Source organism: Alcanivorax sp. (assembly GCF_017794965.1).
In the GTDB taxonomy this organism is placed as follows: Bacteria; Pseudomonadota; Gammaproteobacteria; order Pseudomonadales; family Alcanivoracaceae; genus Alcanivorax.
On the sequence record NZ_CP051240.1, the window covers coordinates 3,678,644 to 3,698,071 of the forward strand.

Below are 19,428 nucleotides of genomic sequence, written 5' to 3' on the forward strand. Positions count from 1 at the left end.
ATAAGCGACGCGCTATTCTCGCCACGCTTATTGGAGAAAAAACCAAACGGAGAACACCATGCAAACCGGTAATCTGCTGTTGCTGCTGGTGGTGATGATCGCCGGGGCCTATTACATGGGCCACCGCCGATCGTTTGCCCTGGCCCGGCCGTTGGGCGGCATCCGCCATCTGCATTCATTGCCGTTCTACTACGCCATGCGCACGGCGATCTGGTGTGCTATTCCGGCGCTGGCGGTGCTCGGGGCGTGGCTGATTTTTGATGACACCCTGATCCGGGTCACGGTGATGGGCAGTCTGCCCGCGGACAGCCAGCCGGTGGATGCCTCTTCCGCCAACCTGCTACTGAACCAGATTGGCAACGTGGCCAGCGGGGCTATCGCCGCCAGCGACGTGTCTCCGGCGGTGGCTGCCGCCGCGCAGAAATTGAACGATCTGCGTGAACTGAACAGCATGGCGTTGGCCGTGGTGGTGATCGTGGTGGCCATGTTGGGCACGGCCTGGGGCTGGGTAAAGATTTCTCCGCAGATGCGCGCCCGCCAGCAGGTGGAAAAAGTGCTGCAGACCCTGTTCATGCTTTGTGCAACCATCGCCATTCTCACCACCGTGGGGATTCTGCTGTCGGTGATGTTCGAGTCCATCCGGTTCTTCGGCAAGGTGCCCGCCACGGAATTCCTGTTCGGTCTGCAATGGAGTCCGCAAACCGCGCTACGTGCTGACCAGGTGGCCTCGGAAGGGGCGTTCGGGGCGATCCCGCTGTTCATGGGGACGCTGCTGATCTCTGCCATCGCCTTGCTGGTGGCGGTGCCCGTGGGCCTGATGTCGGCCATCTACCTGGCAGAATATGCGCCGAAGCAGGTGCGCGCTTTTGCCAAGCCGGCGCTGGAAGTGCTGGCCGGGGTGCCCACCGTGGTGTACGGCTTTTTTGCGGCGCTGACCGTGGCGCCGGTGATTCGTCAGCTGGGTGAATCCATCGGCCTGGATGTGGCATCGGAGTCGGCACTGGCTGCCGGTCTGGTGATGGGCGTGATGATCATTCCCTTTGTGTCTTCCCTGGCGGATGACGTGATTACCGCCGTGCCCCAGGCCCTGCGCGACGCTTCCCTGGGGTTGGGTGCGACCCGCTCCGAAACCATCAAAAAAGTGATTTTCCCGGCGGCCTTGCCGGGCATCATGGGGGGCATCCTGCTGGCGGCTTCCCGTGCCATTGGTGAAACCATGATCGTGGTAATGGCGGCCGGTCTCGCGGCCAACCTGACCGTGAACCCGCTGGAAGCGGTGACCACGGTGACCGTGCAGATCGTGACGCTACTCACCGGTGACCAGGAATTCGACAGCGCCAAGACTCTGGCAGCCTTCGCTCTGGGCCTGATGCTGTTCATTACCACCCTGCTGCTTAACGTGGTTGCGCTTCACATCGTGAAGAAATACCGCGAGCAATACGACTAGGGGAATCTGACATGAGTAAAACCACCGAACAGGTTCGCAAGTCGCTGGCCAAGCGCTATCGCGCCGAGAAAATGTTCAAAGGCTATGGCATAGCGGCCATTGGTTTTGGCCTGCTGGCCCTGGTGCTGCTGTTCACCGACATCATTGGCAAGGGCCACAGTGCGTTCTTCGAAACCTACGTGCAGATGGACGTGACCTTTGACCAGGAAACCCTGGACATTATTGACGTTAACGATGACGAAGAACTCAGCTTCGCCAACTATGATGGTCTGGTCCGTGACGCGCTGAGAGAAAAGTTTCCCGGTGTGGACGGGCGACAGGAGAAACGTGAGCTGTATGGCCTGGTCAGCACCGGCGCAGGTTATGCACTGCGTGACATGCTGAGAGAGGATCGCAAGCTACTGGGCCAGACCCGCACTTTGTGGTTGCTGGCAGACGATGACGTGGATGTCTATGTGAAATCCAGCAGTGATGATCGTCTCGAATCCCGACTCAGTGATAACCAGAAAAACTGGATCCAGACCTTCGAAGCGGAAGACAAGTTGGAGCTGCAGTGGAACAAGTCACTGTTCACCCATGGTGATTCCCGTGAGCCTGAGCTGGCGGGTATCTGGGGTGCGGTCATGGGCTCGCTCTTTACCATGATCGTGACGCTCCTGCTGAGCTTCCCCATCGGGGTGTCCGCTGCCATTTATCTGGAAGAGTTCGCACCCAAGAACAAGTTCACCGACTTCATTGAAGTGAATATCAACAATCTGGCAGCGGTGCCTTCCATCATCTTCGGTCTGCTGGGCCTTGCGGTGATCATCGGCCTGTTCGGTATGCCGCGTTCGGTGCCGCTGGTAGGGGGGATCGTTCTTACCCTGATGACCCTGCCCACCATCATCATCTCCAGCCGGGCTGCCATCAAGGCGGTGCCGCCGAGCATCCGCCAAGCCGCCATGGGGCTGGGTGCCTCAAAGATGCAGGTCGTACTGCACCATGTGCTGCCGCTGGCACTGCCAGGCATGCTTACCGGCGCCATCATCGGTATGGCCCAGGCACTGGGTGAAACGGCGCCGCTGCTGATGATCGGTATGGTGGCCTTTATCGTGGACGTGCCCGGCGGGCCGCTGGATCCTTCCACGGTGTTGCCGGTACAGATCTACCTGTGGGCGGATAGCCCGGAGCAGTCGTTCGTGGCGCTGACCTCGGCAGCCATCATGGTGCTGCTCACTTTCCTGATCGCCATGAATACATTGGCGGTGTTCCTGCGCAAGCGTCTTGAGCGGCGCTGGTAACAATGAGTGCTAAAGGGGCTCTAAACATGGATACTGCAGAAAAGTTTGATGACAAGACGCCGCGCAGCGACACGCCGGCAAGCCAGATTGAAGGTGAACAGGCAATGGAAAACACTCCTCGCTACCCGGACAAGACCATTGGCAGTCCGTTTGTGGATAACGCCAAGATGAGCATGCGCGACGTGGACGTGTTCTACGGTGACAAGCAGGCTATCCATGGTGTGAGCCTGGATATTGGCAAGAACGAAGTGGTCGCCCTGATCGGCCCTTCCGGTTGCGGTAAATCCACTTTCCTGCGTTGCCTGAACCGCATGAACGACACCATCGATATCTGCCAGGTGAAGGGTAGCCTGCATCTGGAAGAGCAGGATCTCTACGATCCCAAGCTGGATGTGGTGGAGTTGCGCGCCCGGGTGGGCATGGTATTCCAGAAGCCCAACCCCTTTCCCAAGTCCATCTACGACAACGTGGCCTATGGCCCGCGTATCCATGGTCTGGCCAACAAGAAATATGACCTGGACGAGATCGTGGAAAACAGCCTGCAAAAGGCGGGTCTGTGGGATGAGGTGAAGGATCGGTTGCATTCACCCGGCACCGGCCTTTCCGGTGGTCAGCAGCAGCGTCTGTGTATCGCTCGGACCATTGCCGTGAGCCCGGAAGTGGTGCTGATGGATGAGCCCTGTTCTGCACTGGACCCCATTGCCACGGCCAAGATCGAGGAGCTGATCGCCGAGCTGAGCGAGTCCTACACCATTGCCATCGTGACCCACTCCATGCAGCAGGCCGCCCGTGTGTCCAACCGTACTGCCTACTTCCATCTGGGTCGACTGGTAGAGATGAATGACACTGAAACCGTGTTCACCAAGCCGGAACACGATCTGACTGAAGCCTACATTACCGGCCGCTTCGGCTAAGCGCGGGAGAGGAGCAAGCAACATGGATCGCATGCATTTTGGTGAGCACAGCTCATCCCAGTTCAATGAAGCGCTGGAATCCATCCGTAACAACCTGATGGAGATGGGTGGTCTGGTAGAGAAACAGGTGGTTGATGCCCTGCAGGCATTGCTGCAGGCGGATTCCGGGCTGGCGCAGAAGGTACTGGAAACCGAAGACAAGGTGGACAAGCTGGAGATGCTGATCGATGAGGAGTGCACCAAGGTGCTGGCCCTGCGTCAGCCGGCGGCCTCCGACCTGCGTCTGATTATTGCTGTGACCAAGGCCGTGTCCGATCTGGAACGGATCGGTGACGAGTCGGCCAAGATTGCCCGCATGGGCCAGCAGCTGGCGGAAGAAGGCGAATCGCCCCGCGGCTATGTGGAAGTCCGTCATATCGGCAACCACGTACGCAACATGCTGCGCGACACCCTGGATGCCTTTGCCCGTTTTGATGCAAAGAAAGCCCTGGATGTGGCGGCCGAAGATAACGAAGTGGATCTGGAATACCGCAGTGCCATGCGGTCTCTGGTGACCTTCATGATGGAAGATCCGCGGGCCATTTCCCGGGTGCTCAACATCATCTGGTCCCTGCGCGCGCTGGAACGTATCGGTGACCATGCCCGCAACATTGGCGAGCAGGTGATCTACCTGGTGGAAGGCAAGGATGTTCGCCACATCAGCGTGGACGAGATTGAAGCCAAGCTGAAGAAGTAGACGCTGCACGCAACACGCTTCATGCAGCACGCAAAAACCCGGTCAGCAGGCCGGGTTTTTTGTTGCTGCCTAATATGCCGGAGGTGATGGGGAGCAGTTGAAAGTTTAAAGTTGAAAGTTCAAACGCGGGCCAGCAAGCGGGTTTTGCAAGGCCCTGCCCGCGTTCCCCGGTAAGGGCGCGGGCACAGAGTTCCAGATCACCCAAAGCGGCCTCGCGCCTTTTTCAACTTTGAACTTTAAACTTTCAACTGGGTTGTGTTTCCGCTCGCGCTGTCACAAAACCTTCCCGCGTTGCAGCTTGAAGCTTGTCGCTTGCACCTTTAATATCCGTATTTCCGAATATACAGATATAGAGATGCCGGAACACATGATAACGCCGACACAACTGTGCAAATGCCTGGGTGATGATACCCGCCTCAGCCTGATCTGCTTGTTGCACGGGCAGGGTGAGGTGTGTGTGTGCGATCTGGTGGACAGCCTGCAGGCACCGCAATCCACCATCTCCCGGCACTTGGCCCAGCTGCGTCAATGCGAGCTGGTTGTCGCACGCCGTCAGGGTACCTGGATGCATTACCAGTTGAACCCGGCGTTGCCGGAATGGGCGTCCGCGGTGATTGCCTCTCTGGTCGGCCCGGCCCGCGAAAAGCTGAACATTACGCTCCCCAACGCCGCCTGCTGCGGCTAACACTGAGAGATCGCTATGAATACGCCCCTGACTGTTTTGTTCCTGTGCACTGGCAATTCCTGCCGTTCCATCATTGGTGAAGCTCTGGCTGATCACCTGGGCAACGGCAAGCTGCAAGGATTGAGTGCAGGCAGCATGCCCACTGGCAAGGTTAATGAAAATGCGTTGGCCGTGTTGGCGCGACACGGTGTGACCGTGAATAACCCCAGCTCCAAGACCATGGATGACCTGGAAGGTGAGCAGATTGATCTGGTGATTACTGTTTGTGATGCCGCTGCCGGGGAAGCCTGCCCGGTGTGGCTGGGTGATACCCCCAAAGTGCATTGGGGGCTGGCGGATCCTGCCCATGTGACCGGAAGCGAGGAAACTGTTCGCGCTGCCTTCGAAACCACCTATAACGAGCTGCATGCCCGTATCGAAGCGTTGGCATCGCTGGATCTCGAGAGCATGAACGGACTTGGACTTATTGCGTCAGCACAAAAAATTCACCGTGAGATAGGTAGTGAGTAATGCCGTTTTTTGAGCGTTATCTGAGTGTCTGGGTGGCCCTGGCAATTGCTGCAGGCGTGGGTCTGAGCGTGGCCATACCGGGGGTGTTTGAAGCCGTCGCCGGCTTTGAATACGCCCATGTGAACTTGGCGGTCGCGGTGTTTATCTGGGTGATGGTCTACCCGATGATGATCCAGATCGACTTTACCGCCATTAAACAAGTGGGCCAGAATCCCCGCGGGCTGTTGCTGACACTGGTGGTGAACTGGTTGATCAAGCCGTTCACCATGGCCGCGCTGGGCTGGCTGTTCTTCAAGGTGTTCTTTGCCGGCTGGGTGGATCCGCAAACCGCCACCGAATACATCGCCGGGATGATTCTGCTGGGTGTGGCCCCCTGTACCGCCATGGTCTTTGTGTGGAGTCAGCTGACCAAGGGGGATGCCAACTACACCCTGGTGCAGGTGTCGGTGAACGATATCATCATGGTGTTTGCCTTCGCGCCCATTGCGGGTTTGCTGTTGGGGGTCAGTGACATCACGGTGCCCTGGGATACCCTGTTGTTGTCCGTGGTGCTGTATGTGGTGCTGCCGTTGATTGCCGGTTTCATCACCCGTCAGGTGCTGGGGAGTGAAGAGCGGGTTGCCGCCTTTGTGCACCACCTCAAGCCGGTGAGTGTCATGGGGCTGCTGGCCACCGTGGTACTGCTGTTTGGCTTTCAGGCGGAAACCATTCTCGCCAAGCCCATGGCCATCGTGCTGATTGCTATTCCGTTACTGATCCAGACGTACGGGATTTTCATCATTGCATACTGGGCGGCCAAACGGTTGCGTCTCAAACACAATGTGGCCGGGCCGGCCTGCCTCATTGGTACCAGCAACTTTTTCGAACTGGCTGTGGCCGTGGCGATCAGTGTGTTCGGTCTGAATTCCGGTGCAGCATTGGCCACCGTGGTGGGCGTGCTGGTGGAAGTGCCGGTGATGCTGTCGCTGGTGGCGATTGTGAATCGTACTGCTCATTGGTTCGAGAAGAGCAATTAATAGTTAATAATGAATAATTAATAGCGAAAGGCGGAAAAGCGGGTATGGGCTGGCGCCCATTTTCGCATTGCGTTTTTCGTAGGGTGGAAATTGTCTCGGCAATCTCCACCGTTGTGTGTAGAGAGCCGATAACAAATGAATGACATCCCTAACCTCGACCAAGACTGCTTTCAGGTTCCGACGCCGGAAGAGGTGTTTCGTGATCGGCCGTCCAGCCACAAGCCACGCATTTTGTTGCTGTATGGATCGTTGCGAACCCGTTCCTTCAGTCGGTTGGTGGTGATGGAGGCGGCGCGGTTGCTGGAGGCCATGGGGGCAGAAGCAAAAATTTTCCACGCCGATGGTTTGCCGTTGCCGGATAGCGAGGATGCCAGTCATCCCAAAGTACAGGAACTGCGTGATCTGGTGACTTGGTGTGAAGGCATGGTGTGGTGTTCTCCTGAACGACACGGTGCCATGACCGGTATCATGAAAGCGCAGATCGACTGGATTCCCTTGTCACTGGGTGCGGTACGCCCTACCCAGGGAAAGACCCTCGCAGTGATGCAGGTATGCGGCGGTTCCCAGTCATTCAACGCGGTAAATCAGTTGCGTGTGCTGGGACGCTGGATGCGTATGGTGACGATTCCAAACCAGTCTTCTGTTGCCAAGGCATTTCTGGAATTTGATGACAACGATCGCATGAAACCGTCTGGCTTTTATGATCGCATCGTGGATGTCATGGAAGAGCTGGTGAAATTCACCTATCTCACCCGTGATCGCAGCGACTATCTGGTTGACCGCTACTCCGAGCGCAAAGAGAGCGCCGAAGCGCTGATGAAGCGGGTCAACCAGAGAGACATGTGACGGTGATTACGGGCGCAGCGCGAATCCTTCGCGGGGAAAGTGGTTGGCGACCTGGCCAACCGTGGCATCGTCGCGAACGATGACCCATTCCAGGGGGGTGCTCGCCACCAGGGTTCCCGATACCGGTTCGCGCCCGTAGTCAGCCGGGGCAATATTGACTGCTTGCCCGATCAGTCCGCCATCGTGATCACTGTCGGGAACGGCACGAGGGCTGTGGTTGCGGGCAATGTCCAGTGCCTGCTCTGCGCTGATGTCGGTACGGTTGCCCTGGCCAAAGGCTTGCAGTCGGTCCATCCACGCGTTCACTTTCGGGTAGCCTTTGACCACAGGTTGTTCGGCCAGGTCGCGCTGGAACCAGAGGCTGTGGTACGCGGAGAAATCAGCCGCATTCGGCGTTTCACCAAACAGGAAAGGCTGGTTCGCCAGCATGCTTTCCAGGCGGTCGAGGTGCTCACGCACCATGCGCTTCATTTTTCCTGGACCATTTGCCTTCACTTTGGCCTTGCTGCCCATGCGCATGCGGTCCCATAGCAACTTGCAAAGATCGAGCAGGCTGGACTCTTTCAGCACCTTGCGAAGCAGGGTCCGGTTGCCGGCAGTAATGATGCAGGCAAGGAAAACATCCAGGTCCACCTCGCGAATAAATGCCTGAACCTCTTCCGGGCAATTCTCCATGGCCAGTTCCGGCTTGTTGCTGAGGCGCGCAATTTCCCGGGCAATGGTACGGGTGTCGCAAAAGATATCCGCGCCGATCTGGGCAACGGGAATCTTGCGGTAGCCTCCCGCCAGTGGTGCCAGGAGGGGGCGCGGCGGCATTTCCCTGACTTCTACGGACTGCCAGCTGAGACCCGCATAACCGAGCATGGCGCGCACTTTCTCGGAAAACGGAGAGAAATAGTAATGATGAAGAATCAGTTCAGACATGGGATGACACGCTCGAGAAAACGGTAGAACGTGCATCTTCGATAACTACAGTCGAATTGACAAGGCAGCAGACCCTGCCTGGCTGGCGTCAGGGTCAAACGGAGGTAGGGAGCCTCTGAATAACTCCTTGCGTACTCAGCGTGACCTGAAGCGTGCAGCAGTTGTGTCTTGTCTCGAAGGGAAGGGTGGTTCCCTTTTCAAGAGGCAAGGCGCTGCTGATGTGCGCTTCAGGTCGCGCCCCCCGGGTCTTCCAGGCTGATCCACACTCGTTGTTGCCTGTTCTTGAAGGTAAGAGTCTCGACAGGCAACCAGCATGCCTTCAAAAGTGCGCCCCCCTTTACCTTTGGACCCTAGAGGGGGTGAATCAGCCTGAAAGACTGAGCATGCAAGGCGTTATTCAGAGGCTCCTTAGCCCAGATGCTGCTCCAGCCATTGGTCAAACTGTGCTTTGGGCAAGGCCCCTGACAGGCGCGTGATTTCCTTGCCATTGCTCACAATCATCAGCGTGGGGATAGAACGAATCTGAAACCTTGCCGCGGTTTGCGGGCAGGCTTGCGTATCAATCTTGATAAAGCGTGCCCGGGTGGCAAAATCGGCTGCGCTGGCCTGGAAGGTGGGGGCAAACTGCTGACAGGGCCCGCACCAGCTGGCCCAGAAGTCCAATACCAACGGCAAGCCATTGCGGTCGACAAGCCGCTGGAACGAGGCGTCGCTGGCCGCCAGTGGCTGGCCATTCAAAAGCCGGGTTTTGCACTTGCCACAAACCGGGTGGCTGTCCAGCCGATCTTCCGGTACGCGATTGATGGCCCCGCAGGAGGGGCAGGTCAGCTCAATGGCCATTGTCAGGCTCCAGTAGAAACTGATGGAGTGATGGCGGCACTAGCCCTGTTTTTCAAGGTGCTGATCCGCATCCAGCAATGGCAGACAGGATCGCATTTTTTCGCTGTTAAAATCAGAAGGGAAGCATATCTCATCGCTGCTCTTCTCCAGCGTCATCCCGCCTTCCGGTGACCACGGGTTGGGCAGAGACGGATCGTGGTGACGGAACCAGCTCAACAGCTGGATTTGCGCGTCCAGGTGCGAAAGCCGGCTCAGGTATTCGGTAAAATGGGGAAGCGAGCTTTCCAGAAGCTGGTTGCCGGCAGGATTGCGGATGGCTTGCGACAGGGATGGTGCGGGAAGCTGATACACATCGTTGGCGATGATGAAAGAGGGGTTCTCGGAAAGATCGGCATAATGCTGATAGAAAAGGAAAGCCCGGTTGGTGGTGATGTTCTCTCTCAGTCCGATAATGTAATAAAGATTTTCCAGCCAATGTTCGCCAAAAAACTCATGACTTCGCCAATCCTGCTGAAGGACACGGGTGGAGAATCGGAACTCGTAGGCTAACGCGGAGCGGAAACTTTTTTCCGCTGTGGAAAGGCGATACTGGCTCAGAGAAACAGGCTGACCTTGCTGCATTAAAAGCGCAGCCAACTGTATTTTTTCTGACAGTATCCTGGTAACTATCACCTTGCTGAGAATGCTGTGATGCTGGGCAAGGAGATGTCGTAGGCGTTCGATTTCGGACGTCAACCCCTGGCCGTCTTTGTTCATTGCCCAGTTAAGGGATTGCAACCTGGCCAGTGTAATCAGCCGGCGATAGCGTGGAAACGGCGTGTCGATCCTGGCGGGGGTCATTTCCTTGAAATCATCAAAGGCGAGGAAGTGCTGGTAGCGCGCCAAGTAGGGTGCAAAGCGGGACAATAGTGCCTGGCCTGTGGCGGTATGTTGCTGCTGCTTCAACAGGCAGGCAGCGGTGTAGTTATCGCACAGCAGGTCTTTCTGCTGTAGTTCCTCGAGTGGCTCGGGTCCAGTGGGATGGGGTGAATCAAGACGTTGCTGGATGTTGTCTGGATCAAAGGGTGGGTCGATGCCAACCATCTCTATCAGGTATTGATAGGCCGCATTCTCTTCTTCGGTATCTTCCAGCCAAAGCTGTGCTGCGGCATCAAGGGGTTCGTCACTGACCCACCAGCCAGCAAGGAGAACCAGTCCGGTAAAAAGCAGCAGGATGATGGCGTTTTTCATGTTTCCCCCGAAACGTGATGTCGCCGCCGGTTATTTCCCTGCCGGATACCAGCGGTCCAGCCCAATCTCGATACTGTTGTCAGTGGTGCCAAACCAGATCTGGCCATCCTGAATCATGGCCTGTAGCTGCATGGTCCGGTTCACGCATCCCTCCAGCGCCACTTCGCTGTCGTGATCAATATAGATGACGGACAAATTGTCAAAACGCTGCACCTTGCTCTTGATGCCGTCCCACCATACCTGGGGAGCGCGGGGACCATAGCAGTACACCGTCACCCTTTCGGCCATGCCACAGGCCTTGCGCAGCCGCTTCTCATCCGGCATGCCCAGCTCGATCCAGTGGGTAACGGTACCGTTGGGGTGGTGTTGCCAAAGATCAGGCTCTTCCGGGTTGGAAATACCCTTGGAAAACGCCAGATCTTCGTGTGCGTTCAACGCAAAGGCCAGCAGCCGCAGCATCATCCGTGATTCGGTTTCCGAGGGGTGCAGCGCCACGGTCAGGTTGTGGGTGGCGTAATAATCCCGATCCATATCGGAGATAGTCAGCTCGGCTTTGAAGATGGTGGCGGTGAGGGCCATAACAAGACTCGCAACAGGCAGCACGCAACACGCATGCACGCAAAAAATTAGCCAGATTGTAGCAGGCTTTGTGCGTGTCGCGTGGTGCCTGATGCGTGAAGCGGTATTAAACCAGTGCCCAGACCCCAAAGCCCACAAACAGCAGGGCGCTGATGCGGTGGGCCCAGGTTTCCAGCTTTTCGCTGGCGAATTGATGGCCAAGCCAGATGACCGGCAGGTTGGCCGCGATCATGCCCAGGGTGGAGCCGCCAAGCACGGGCCAGAACTGGTCCTTGAACTGCACGGCCAGGGCAATGGTGGCCAGCTGGGTCTTGTCGCCGATCTCGGCAATAAAGAACAGCACCAGAGCGGTCAGGAAGGGGCCATATTTAGGCTCGTTGCTGATCTCTTCGTCGCCATCCGGAATCAGCATCCACAGGCCCAGGGCAATAAAGCTGAGGCCCAGAATCCAGCGCATCCAGTCCATGGGTACGGCATCGGCCAGCCAGTCACCGAACCACACCGAGACACCATGATTGAGCAGGGTGGCAATCACCACGCCGGCCAGGATGGGCCAGGGCTTGCGGAACTTGAGAATCAGCGCCAGGGACAGCAGCTGGGTCTTGTCACCGATTTCACCCAGGGCGACCAGCAAGAAGGAGCTGAGAGTGGCTTCCATGTTGATTTCCAGAGGGGCGGGATTGCTTCGACGCAGAGACACCACCTGCCAATCCCGCCCCGGCGGAATGCAAGTCGTGTCTCAGGTCTCGTCAATCCGGGCAACCCATAGAGGGCAGAGCGGATGTGGACGCCATGCGCATGAGGCGCAACCATGTTGACGGCCACCTTGAGGCTGTTCAGCGAGGAAAGCGGTTCGAGCGACTACTCCCCCAAGACGGGTGAAACCATAGCGGAAATCCGCCGTTCAGGCCAGTACAATGGGGAAGAGCAGCAGCAAGCTGCAGGGCGTGACAGTTACCCTTGTGATCTGTTGGGTCGTGTCCGCGATTTTGCGCCCGAACGCGGTGACAGGCCTTAAAGATTGTTGGAATGTTTGTCGCGTTGAATCTTGCAGCTTGCGCCGTTCTGACCCGACCTTAGTGCAGAAGAGACTCACATGAGCGATGACCGTCTGATTGATATCGAAACCAAGCTAGTCTATCAGGAAGACCTGATCGAGGCCCTCAACAAGGTGGTTGCGGATCAGCAGCTGAAGATTGATGAGCTGGAAAAAGCCTGCCGCAAGATGGTGGACCGGCTGGTGGATCTGTCCGAAGCCTTTGAATCCGCCCAGATCGAAGACGCCCCGCCGCCGCATTATTGAGTTGAAAGTTTAAAGTTCAAAGTTGAAAAGGCGCGAGGGCGGCTTTCCTGTTGCTGGTCTCTGTGCCCGCGCCATTACCGGAGAGCGCGGGCACAGCCTGACAAAACACGCAGACCAGATCCGCGTTTGAACTTTCAACTTTACACTTTCAACTCGATCTCCCTTCGGTCGCCTCACTGTGTTCGGTTCGTCCCCAGGAAGAGGGTTATTCGCTGCGCTCCCCCTTCGGGCCGCACTGCGTGCGTTACTCCACTACGCTCCGTTCCTACAGCATGCACGTACGCCCTCAGAATGCTTCCTGCGACGTGGTTTGGCTTTCGGATGTATCCTGCTGCAGCGTAAGCGCCGGCGCTACCGCGTCGTCTTCCGGCAGGCGCGCTTCCAGCCAGCTGATGATGTCGCCCCAGATCTCTTCCCGACGCCGGTCATGGAGGGTGGCATGGGTGATCTTTTCGTAGCGCAGTAACGTCTTGTCTTCGCTGCCCAGGTGCTCAAGGGTGAATTCGCTGGATTTGACCGGCACCAGCACATCCCGGGTGCCCTGCTGAATCAGAACGGGCGCGGTGACCTGGTCCAGTCCTTTCTCGATGCGCGTGGTGGCGTCCTGCAGGCCGGTGAAATAACTGAACGGCAGCGCCTTGTGGGTGGCAAAGGGATCATCATGAAAGGCCTGTTGGTACTCCTCTTTCTTGAGCAGCAGCCCGATACCCATGTGTTCCATGAGTTTTCCGTGATACAGGGCCGGCATGTTCGGGAAAAGTTTGCCTGGTTGCGAGAGCGTCCAGAGTCCCATATTGGATACCCAGTGCGGAGAACTGACGGGACCGAAACTGAGTCCCGGGCGCACTGCCGGTGCATTCAGGATCAGGCCATCCACTTCCACCGTATCTTCGATCTGCGACAGCAGGGCAATGGCCCCGCCCATGGATTCGCCCTGCAGGTAAAGCGGTGCATCAGGATAGCGGGTGATGACTTCCTGATAGGCACTGCGCAAGTCCAGCAGATACTCATCGTAGTTACCGATCACGCCGTTGCGCCCGTAACCCTGGGACTGTCCCCAGCCACGCAGGTCGATGCCGAATACGGCAAAGCCCCGGGAAGAAAAAAAAGTGGCCATGGGTGAATAGAATCCGGAGTGAGCGATGGTGCCGTGCAGTAACAGCACCACGCCACGGGGTTCATTCGGGCCCTCGGGAAGCCACCATTGGCCAAACAGGGAAAGCTGATCCGCGCTTTCCAATACCACAGGGGTAGCACCTTGCGCAGCCACATACTGTTCGCGAGGCGGGTTCTGCGCTGGGTTGAGCGAGAACATGGCACAGCCCTGCAGGAACATCATGGCCAGCAGGATCAGTGAATAACGCAGTAGAGAAACCGTTTTCATTGTTGTTGTCCGTTACGGGTCAAAAGCTCAGGGAATTTTCAGAATCACGTCGCTATGCCAGGTGCCGGCGGGAATGGCCATGCGCCCGAAATCTTCAGAGCCAAAACCGAGGGTGCCGATCAACGGGGCGCCGGGGGCTCCGCCAAAATGCGCGGACGTACCAATATCCAGGTCGTTGCTGATGGCCAGTTGCGGCAAGCCATCACTGGTATTCTGACCGGACACCATGGACAGACTGCCGTTGCGCCATGCCACCCGCCCGGAAATATCCTTGACGTAAAAGCGGGATTGCGGACTGGAGATCTCGCCCACAGTGATATAGCTGTTATCCAGATCCAGAAGGCCGTTAAAGCCGATCGGCGCGGCACCGGTACTGCCATCCACCGGCAGCGGATTGAGTACAAACAGAAACTGGCTGGTGTTCAGGTTCACATCAATCAGCGACACCTTGGTCAGGGCGTCGTAACTGAGGTTGTCCATATAGCCGCCGCCAAAGATCGAACGGAAGCGATACTGGGCCTTGTTGTCGGTTTGCAGCCACAGCCCGCCCGGCAAATCGGGATAACGGCTGTCGCCATCGGTAACCCGCAAGAACAGATCCCGGGCCTGATAAATGATGTCGCCATTGATAAAGCCGACGCCGGCGTTGGCTGCGGTATCCACCATCATGAAATGGGTGTTGGACTGCCAGCCATTGCCGGAGGTGGCGCGCACGGCGGCACTGCTGCTGTTGGCCCGTCGCCAGGCATCAGGGGATTGGGCGATCAGGTTGATGTCGGCGCGGATGCCGGTATCAGTAGTGGCAACGGCTGTGCCATCAGCACGCCCATAGGGGTAAAGAAAAATATCCGCATCCAGCTTGCCGAAGGTGAAGGCGGCACCCCAGTCCACCGGCGTGACGGTGCCGCCGGCCAGCGGATCTTCCACCTCGACCAGAGTGTTGTAGGCTAGCAGCCGGCCATCACGCATAAGCACGCCAAATGCCGCTTCATTGGCGCCGGGCAGGGAGTTGCCGTACCACTCGCCACCAGCTGCAGTGCAGGCAGTCTGATCCACCACCCCTGAGGTGGCGCTGCCGGCACAGAGTCCCGCCGGGCCCACACCCCCCTGAAACACATCAAAGATGATGGGTAGCCGGAACATGGGGCCCGGGGCGGCACCCAGCCGCTGCCAGTTGCTGAAGCGGGCAATGGTGCCATTGCCGCCGGCCTCGCCGAGCGAGAGGGAGAAGTCGCTGTCGAAATCCCATTCGGTATAGAGGCTGATGCCCTGGGAACGTTGACCGCTCTGGCTGCCATCAAAATCCTGATAAGTGTCGGCGCCATTGAGGTAGCTGCCGTAGCCAAATCCACCGGGTTGCAGTCGCCAGACCGGATTGATCAGTCCACCCTGCCAGCCAAAGCGCAGCAGGTTGCTGCGGCCAGTTTGATCAAAGTCTGCGGGGCTGGCCTTGAACGCCAGGTCGAAGCCGATATCCACATTGGCGAACGGCGCACTGACCAGCAGCCCTTGTGCATCGATGCCCACCCGTCCTGTGGAGAGAGACTGCCCGCCGGCTGCACCATTGGTGAAGCGCGCGGCTAACAACAGGTTGGCGAGACTGAACTCGGCACTGCCGGCCGCACCCTGGCGATAAATCAGATCGCCATTGGCAGACAGGTCGAGGGTGGCGTAATCGCCACCCACGTTGAAAAGGCCACCACGATTGATAAGAGAAAACTGCCCGGATGAAATCAGAGCCAGCGAGCCCAGTGATCGTGCTGAGGCATTGTCTGCTGCGGTGTTGAACGTCAGCCCGCCGATCTCGAATTTCTGCGCCGACCAGTTCCCGGTAACGGCGAGCATGGGATTGCCGCTGCCATCACTGCCCACATCCAGATTCCACTGCTGGTTGAGCCCGCCGCCGACACCTTCCAGTGAGACATCTTGCAGCTGGGTGCAGGCATGTTGATTGGCGATACCCCCGCTACAGGAACCATCATTGAGGCCATTGTCGTCAGTGACCCACTGGATGGTTGATGCACTGATGCCGTTATCGCTGGTCAACCCGACGGAGACCCCGTCTGCGCCCGTGACACCGGACAGCGCATCGTCGGTCATGGCTTGCAGCGCCAGTGATGTGGCAGGCAGACACGTGATGATCAGCATGGGGGCGAGATGTCGTTTCATGGTCATGCCCTCAACAGAACACCGCACTGCCGTAGCAGTTGGAAACCCGGGGCAGATCGATCTTGGGGTTGTCGATCAGCAGCCGACCTTCCGGACCGAGAAGGCTGATCACGGTGCCCAGATCCACACGGCCCACATCAATGCGGTCCGGGGGATTGATGTTGAGGATCTTGGCGCCGGGGGCATTCAGCCACCAGCCGGTATTGGCGGTGGGGGCATAGCCACTGGAGCAGCGTCCGTTGGACGGAATCTGGCCATAGCTCGGGTTGCAGGCATCAAAGGCAATGTTGTTGGGCGGGGGCGCCTTGCTGTAGTTGGGCCAGGAGACTTTCTCACGCTGTACGGAGAGGAAAAAGTTCTCCGTGTTGGGCGTGAGCAGATAGTGGACCTGACGCATGTCGATCTTCAGCTGGCCATAGCCCTCATCCACAATGGCATTGGCAAGCGGATTGACGATCCCCCAGCACACCGCATCCCACCAGGCGCAATTGAGATCAATGTCATCCACGGTGAGTTTGGCGGCGGCCACATGCAGTGTCTGCAAGCGGGTGCCGCTGGCATCCACAAAGAACGGCAGGGAGTTGGGGCCGCAGCCATATTGGGCCGGATTCATGCGCCCGAAACAGGTATCCAGATCGGCGTTATATAGCCCCGCCATGTTGGCGCGGGCACGAATGGCAGCGGACAGTTCCAGTGACAGAAAACCGGACACGCTGTTGATCCCGGAGTGGCAGTTCACAACGCCCTGGCCGGTGGTGGCTGAAGGGTTACAGGTGCCGCCATGTTCCTGGTTGACCAGAAGGGTTTCCAGTCCCGGGCCGACAAAATTCTCTGACGGTTTACTGGCACCGGTGTAATCACGTCCGATACCAAGGGCGCCATTGATCCGCTGCCCACCCACCTTGAGACCCACCACTTCGCGAAGTGTAGGGGAATGGTCATTCTTGACGGCCAGTTCCACGTAGGGGCGAATCAGCTCAAAGGCGCTCTCCGGCCCATCCAGGGAAGGAAAATCGCCATCGTTGTTGATGCCCATGAAACTCAGGTAATCGATGTCGATATCGCAGGCGGCAGAGCTGGAGAGCAAATCGTTGACGCCACCGCAGCCGAGCTGGAATTTGGCCATGTTGGCATTCAGGTTCAGCTTTACGTCCAGCCCCATGCGATAAAAATCAAAGTTGGCCGAGCCATCGCCGGGGGCATTGGCCAGCGCATTGGGCGCAATATGATCCGACAGGAACAGGCTGCCATCCTGGGCCAGCACATCGGAGAGCGCTTCATCTTCCATGGGAACCAGGCGCGCCTGGACATGACAGGTGAGCAGCAGGCCCAGCCCGAGAAGTAAGGCGCGACTAGAAGCCAAACACATAGGCCTCACCTTCGAATCGCATATTGGCCGGTGCATTGAGTGCCTGACTATCGGTGGCCCGGAAACCGAGCACGCTGCCGGTGGCGGCATCGCGCATGTAGCCCGGGATGTTGTTGACGGTGTCGTCGTATTCGAGCGCCACCCGACCGATGTGGGTAAACAGGTTCAGGTCGTTGTAAATGCCCACGTCCTTGTGGAAGGGGTAACGGGTGCGCAGTGATAACAGGCCCGAGGGATTACAGCCTGCGATCAGGCAGTCGCCTTCCACGGAAAGAAAGCGGCTGGCGTCGTAGTGGCTGGTGTTACTGGCGGGGAGGGTGGCGTTGTCGATGCGAAGATCGTTGATCTGCAGCGCACCGTAATAATCTTTCAGCATCAGCCAGATGCCATCACGGGCGGAAAACTCGAAACCCATACGGCAGGGATTCAGACCGCCGCTGGTGCAGCCGATCGGATTACCGGTGGTATCCACGTTGTTGCGAAGCATCAGGGTCAGTTGCACGCCTTGACCCGCCTGCCCGGCGATATGAGACATTTCCTGATCATCCAGCGGCTGCAGGGTGTCGGCGTGGGCACTGATGGCCAGGCATAGCAACGCAGCTATGAACGTCTTCATCAGCACACCCCCGGTCGGCAACTTTCCATGTGGAACTGGTTGATCAGCAGGCCTTCGATACGGGCCGAACCAAGATTGACCCGGTCCGTGGTGTAGTAACGGTTGCTGTTGCCTGGGCCGTTGCTGACAGGTCCTTCGCCGACACCGAAACAGACGCCTGGATTATTGGGGTCGCAGTTGTAGTTCTGGGTCTGCTGCATGCTGGCGGTTTCGCCGCGCTTGTCGATACGGATGGGGCGTTTGGCGAAGGCATTGAAGGTGCTGCCTGCCCGGGCGCGGAAAATGATGCCGTCATTGCTGGCGTTGATGCTTTCCCGTGTGCCCTCGGCGGCCCAGCCGGCCATGGCGGGGTACCAGTCGCCATAGCGCACATAGCCGTGGGAGAGACGGTAATTCTGGCAGGCCGTGTCGCCGCCGGCGCAGGGGGTTTGCCAGTCGCGGGTGGCCGTACGGGCGGTTTCAAAGCCACGGATATCACCACTGTCGAGACCGTAGAAGCGGTTATAGACCGTCGGGTTATTGGGGATAGGAGTCAGTTGCAGATAAAAATCCCCGCTGGTGCCCACTGGCCCCAGTACCAGAGACTGGTAATACAGCTGGCCAAAGGGCAGGAAGGCTTCCACGTTACGGAAGATCAACCCTTCGTTGGCCTCAAATACCGGCGCCTCGCCAATTACATCGGTAGCGCCCCCAGCAGCTTGGGCAACGCTGAAGCGAAAATCACCGCGCAGGTAGCTGTGGTACATCATGCCGAAGGTTTCGTTGCCCGGTTCAGTATGTTGAAACAGACGAAAGACACTGCCGGCAGCATTGCCGCGGATAATGGTCTGGTTTTTCAGCAGCCCGCCGCCGCTGGTGTTGTTGATGCCTTGTCCGGCGGAGAGCAGCTGGGTGGCACTGTTGCGGGTGGCGCCGGCTTCGATTTCGCCCCAGAACGACAGGGTGTAATCCGGCTGGCTGGTGGGCGCCAGGAATTCGTAGATGGTCTTGTCCGGGCTGGAGGCATCCTGGTTCACCAGGCTGCCATCCCAGGCCATGCCGCGGGGAGACCAGGCGCGCATCACATAGGGGTTATCAAAGGGTGAAAACCACTGGATCTGACCGCCACGGGGACAGGACAGGGATGAGGCGTCACAGAGGGATTCATTCCAGTGGCTGCCGCCGGCGCCTGCGCCGGAAAGGTTGATGCCATACCAGCGCAGGTCGCCGCGCCGCCAACACCCCTGATTACCACTGGTGTTACCGGTTGAGCTGCAGGCGCCAGCCGGGCTGATACCCACCTGTTCAAAATAACTGGTAGGCGCCATCAGATAACGAAAGTTATCCAGCGCCACGGCGATGCCCGTCCCGTAAGCGGCAGACATTTCGTGTTCATCCAGCGGCTGCAGGCCAGCATGACAGGCACCGGCCAGCATCAGCAGGCCCGTGGTTATTGTTGTTTTCATGATTATCCCCGTCTGATGGGCTATCGATCAGACTGAGGGACTATTGTCGGGAGGCGAGGGGAAAGGGCGCAGAGGTAAATCTTGCCAGTGGGCTGACAAATGACGTCGTGGGTTTAGTTGAAAGTTTAAAGTTGA

The 19,428-nt window shown here is 58.0% G+C and carries 20 protein-coding genes; 10 read left to right on the plus strand and 10 right to left on the minus strand.

Going from position 1 to position 19,428, the window contains the following annotated elements; translation table 11 throughout:
• Positions 1–58: 58 nt before the first annotated feature.
• From pstC to arsH, 8 genes are all read left to right on the plus strand, one after another.
• Complete coding sequence (gene pstC, locus HF945_RS16085; RefSeq protein WP_290523572.1) at positions 59–1,447, plus strand: phosphate ABC transporter permease subunit PstC; 1,389 nt, start codon at positions 59–61, stop codon at positions 1,445–1,447.
• A gap of 11 nt (positions 1,448–1,458) precedes the next feature.
• Positions 1,459–2,727, plus strand: coding sequence for a phosphate ABC transporter permease PstA (gene pstA / locus HF945_RS16090; RefSeq protein WP_290523573.1), 1,269 nt, complete (start codon positions 1,459–1,461; stop codon positions 2,725–2,727).
• Between the two features lie 104 nt (positions 2,728–2,831).
• Positions 2,832–3,641 carry a phosphate ABC transporter ATP-binding protein PstB gene (gene pstB, locus HF945_RS16095; protein WP_290525435.1) on the plus strand — a complete coding sequence of 270 codons (810 nt, stop codon included), beginning with the start codon at positions 2,832–2,834 and terminating at the stop codon, positions 3,639–3,641.
• Between the two features lie 22 nt (positions 3,642–3,663).
• Positions 3,664–4,377 carry a phosphate signaling complex protein PhoU gene (gene phoU, locus HF945_RS16100; protein ID WP_290523574.1) on the plus strand — a complete coding sequence of 238 codons (714 nt, stop codon included), beginning with the start codon at positions 3,664–3,666 and terminating at the stop codon, positions 4,375–4,377.
• A gap of 355 nt (positions 4,378–4,732) precedes the next feature.
• Positions 4,733–5,062, plus strand: coding sequence for a metalloregulator ArsR/SmtB family transcription factor (locus tag HF945_RS16105; RefSeq protein WP_290523575.1), 330 nt, complete (start codon positions 4,733–4,735; stop codon positions 5,060–5,062).
• Between the two features lie 15 nt (positions 5,063–5,077).
• Positions 5,078–5,572: an arsenate reductase ArsC gene (locus HF945_RS16110; protein WP_290523576.1), complete on the plus strand. Its 495-nt coding sequence runs from the start codon at positions 5,078–5,080 to the stop codon at positions 5,570–5,572.
• Positions 5,572–6,588, plus strand: a complete 1,017-nt coding sequence (gene arsB, locus HF945_RS16115; RefSeq protein ID WP_290523577.1) for an ACR3 family arsenite efflux transporter — start codon at positions 5,572–5,574, stop codon at positions 6,586–6,588. The genes HF945_RS16110 and arsB overlap by 1 nt, the downstream gene beginning before the upstream one ends.
• Positions 6,589–6,723: 135 nt before the next feature.
• The gene (gene arsH, locus HF945_RS16120) at positions 6,724–7,434 is read left to right on the plus strand and encodes an arsenical resistance protein ArsH (RefSeq protein ID WP_290523578.1); all 711 of its coding nucleotides are present in this window, start codon (positions 6,724–6,726) and stop codon (positions 7,432–7,434) included.
• Positions 7,435–7,440: 6 nt separating this feature from the next.
• Here the strand turns inward: arsH and HF945_RS16125 are convergent, their stop codons facing one another.
• From HF945_RS16125 to HF945_RS16145, 5 genes are all read right to left on the minus strand, one after another.
• Positions 7,441–8,358 carry a glutathione S-transferase family protein gene (locus HF945_RS16125; RefSeq protein ID WP_290523579.1) on the minus strand — a complete coding sequence of 306 codons (918 nt, stop codon included), beginning with the start codon at positions 8,356–8,358 and terminating at the stop codon, positions 7,441–7,443.
• A gap of 408 nt (positions 8,359–8,766) precedes the next feature.
• Positions 8,767–9,198: a thioredoxin TrxC gene (gene trxC / locus HF945_RS16130; RefSeq protein ID WP_290523580.1), complete on the minus strand. Its 432-nt coding sequence runs from the start codon at positions 9,196–9,198 to the stop codon at positions 8,767–8,769.
• Positions 9,199–9,237: 39 nt separating this feature from the next.
• On the minus strand, positions 9,238–10,428 hold the full coding sequence (locus tag HF945_RS16135; RefSeq protein WP_290523581.1) for a hypothetical protein: 1,191 nt from the start codon (positions 10,426–10,428) through the stop codon (positions 9,238–9,240).
• Between the two features lie 30 nt (positions 10,429–10,458).
• Positions 10,459–11,007, minus strand: a complete 549-nt coding sequence (locus tag HF945_RS16140) for a YaeQ family protein (RefSeq protein WP_290523582.1) — start codon at positions 11,005–11,007, stop codon at positions 10,459–10,461.
• A gap of 106 nt (positions 11,008–11,113) precedes the next feature.
• On the minus strand, positions 11,114–11,665 hold the full coding sequence (locus tag HF945_RS16145; RefSeq protein WP_290523583.1) for a TMEM165/GDT1 family protein: 552 nt from the start codon (positions 11,663–11,665) through the stop codon (positions 11,114–11,116).
• Positions 11,666–11,818: 153 nt separating this feature from the next.
• Between HF945_RS16145 and HF945_RS16150 the strand changes: the two genes are divergently transcribed.
• Positions 11,819–12,025 (plus strand): hypothetical protein, encoded by a 207-nt coding sequence (locus tag HF945_RS16150; protein WP_290523584.1) that lies wholly within the window; start codon positions 11,819–11,821, stop codon positions 12,023–12,025.
• Between the two features lie 78 nt (positions 12,026–12,103).
• Complete coding sequence (locus HF945_RS16155; RefSeq protein WP_290523585.1) at positions 12,104–12,310, plus strand: SlyX family protein; 207 nt, start codon at positions 12,104–12,106, stop codon at positions 12,308–12,310.
• 286 nt (positions 12,311–12,596) lie between these two features.
• Here HF945_RS16155 and HF945_RS16160 read toward each other — a convergent pair whose 3' ends face one another.
• From HF945_RS16160 to HF945_RS16180, 5 genes are read right to left on the minus strand one after another with little or no spacing between them, the layout of a single operon-like run.
• Positions 12,597–13,694: an alpha/beta fold hydrolase gene (locus HF945_RS16160; RefSeq protein ID WP_290523586.1), complete on the minus strand. Its 1,098-nt coding sequence runs from the start codon at positions 13,692–13,694 to the stop codon at positions 12,597–12,599.
• Between the two features lie 27 nt (positions 13,695–13,721).
• Entirely contained in the window at positions 13,722–15,863 is a 2,142-nt protein-coding gene (locus HF945_RS16165) for a hypothetical protein (protein WP_290523587.1), read from the minus strand.
• Between the two features lie 10 nt (positions 15,864–15,873).
• Complete coding sequence (locus HF945_RS16170) at positions 15,874–17,232, minus strand: hypothetical protein (protein WP_290523588.1); 1,359 nt, start codon at positions 17,230–17,232, stop codon at positions 15,874–15,876.
• On the minus strand, positions 17,216–17,848 hold the full coding sequence (locus tag HF945_RS16175) for a hypothetical protein (RefSeq protein WP_290523589.1): 633 nt from the start codon (positions 17,846–17,848) through the stop codon (positions 17,216–17,218). The genes HF945_RS16170 and HF945_RS16175 overlap by 17 nt, the downstream gene beginning before the upstream one ends.
• Positions 17,848–19,293, minus strand: a complete 1,446-nt coding sequence (locus HF945_RS16180; protein ID WP_290523590.1) for a hypothetical protein — start codon at positions 19,291–19,293, stop codon at positions 17,848–17,850. Before HF945_RS16180 ends, HF945_RS16175 begins: the two co-directional genes overlap by 1 nt.
• Between the last annotated feature and the right edge of the window lie 135 nt (positions 19,294–19,428).

Bases quoted from the DNA above. Each gene is read 5' to 3' on its own strand.
- pstC (WP_290523572.1), top strand. From the start codon at position 59: ATGCAAACCGGTAATCTGCTGTTGCTGCTGGTGGTGATGATCGCCGGG.
- pstA (WP_290523573.1), top strand. From the start codon at position 1,459: ATGAGTAAAACCACCGAACAGGTTCGCAAGTCGCTGGCCAAGCGCTAT.
- pstB (WP_290525435.1), top strand. From the start codon at position 2,832: ATGGAAAACACTCCTCGCTACCCGGACAAGACCATTGGCAGTCCGTTT.
- phoU (WP_290523574.1), top strand. From the start codon at position 3,664: ATGGATCGCATGCATTTTGGTGAGCACAGCTCATCCCAGTTCAATGAA.
- HF945_RS16105 (WP_290523575.1), top strand. From the start codon at position 4,733: ATGCCGGAACACATGATAACGCCGACACAACTGTGCAAATGCCTGGGT.
- HF945_RS16110 (WP_290523576.1), top strand. From the start codon at position 5,078: ATGAATACGCCCCTGACTGTTTTGTTCCTGTGCACTGGCAATTCCTGC.
- arsB (WP_290523577.1), top strand. From the start codon at position 5,572: ATGCCGTTTTTTGAGCGTTATCTGAGTGTCTGGGTGGCCCTGGCAATT.
- arsH (WP_290523578.1), top strand. From the start codon at position 6,724: ATGAATGACATCCCTAACCTCGACCAAGACTGCTTTCAGGTTCCGACG.
- HF945_RS16125 (WP_290523579.1), bottom strand. From the start codon at position 8,358: ATGTCTGAACTGATTCTTCATCATTACTATTTCTCTCCGTTTTCCGAG.
- trxC (WP_290523580.1), bottom strand. From the start codon at position 9,198: ATGGCCATTGAGCTGACCTGCCCCTCCTGCGGGGCCATCAATCGCGTA.
- HF945_RS16135 (WP_290523581.1), bottom strand. From the start codon at position 10,428: ATGAAAAACGCCATCATCCTGCTGCTTTTTACCGGACTGGTTCTCCTT.
- HF945_RS16140 (WP_290523582.1), bottom strand. From the start codon at position 11,007: ATGGCCCTCACCGCCACCATCTTCAAAGCCGAGCTGACTATCTCCGAT.
- HF945_RS16145 (WP_290523583.1), bottom strand. From the start codon at position 11,665: ATGGAAGCCACTCTCAGCTCCTTCTTGCTGGTCGCCCTGGGTGAAATC.
- HF945_RS16150 (WP_290523584.1), top strand. From the start codon at position 11,819: ATGTTGACGGCCACCTTGAGGCTGTTCAGCGAGGAAAGCGGTTCGAGC.
- HF945_RS16155 (WP_290523585.1), top strand. From the start codon at position 12,104: ATGAGCGATGACCGTCTGATTGATATCGAAACCAAGCTAGTCTATCAG.
- HF945_RS16160 (WP_290523586.1), bottom strand. From the start codon at position 13,694: ATGAAAACGGTTTCTCTACTGCGTTATTCACTGATCCTGCTGGCCATG.
- HF945_RS16165 (WP_290523587.1), bottom strand. From the start codon at position 15,863: ATGAAACGACATCTCGCCCCCATGCTGATCATCACGTGTCTGCCTGCC.
- HF945_RS16170 (WP_290523588.1), bottom strand. From the start codon at position 17,232: ATGTGTTTGGCTTCTAGTCGCGCCTTACTTCTCGGGCTGGGCCTGCTG.
- HF945_RS16175 (WP_290523589.1), bottom strand. From the start codon at position 17,848: ATGAAGACGTTCATAGCTGCGTTGCTATGCCTGGCCATCAGTGCCCAC.
- HF945_RS16180 (WP_290523590.1), bottom strand. From the start codon at position 19,293: ATGAAAACAACAATAACCACGGGCCTGCTGATGCTGGCCGGTGCCTGT.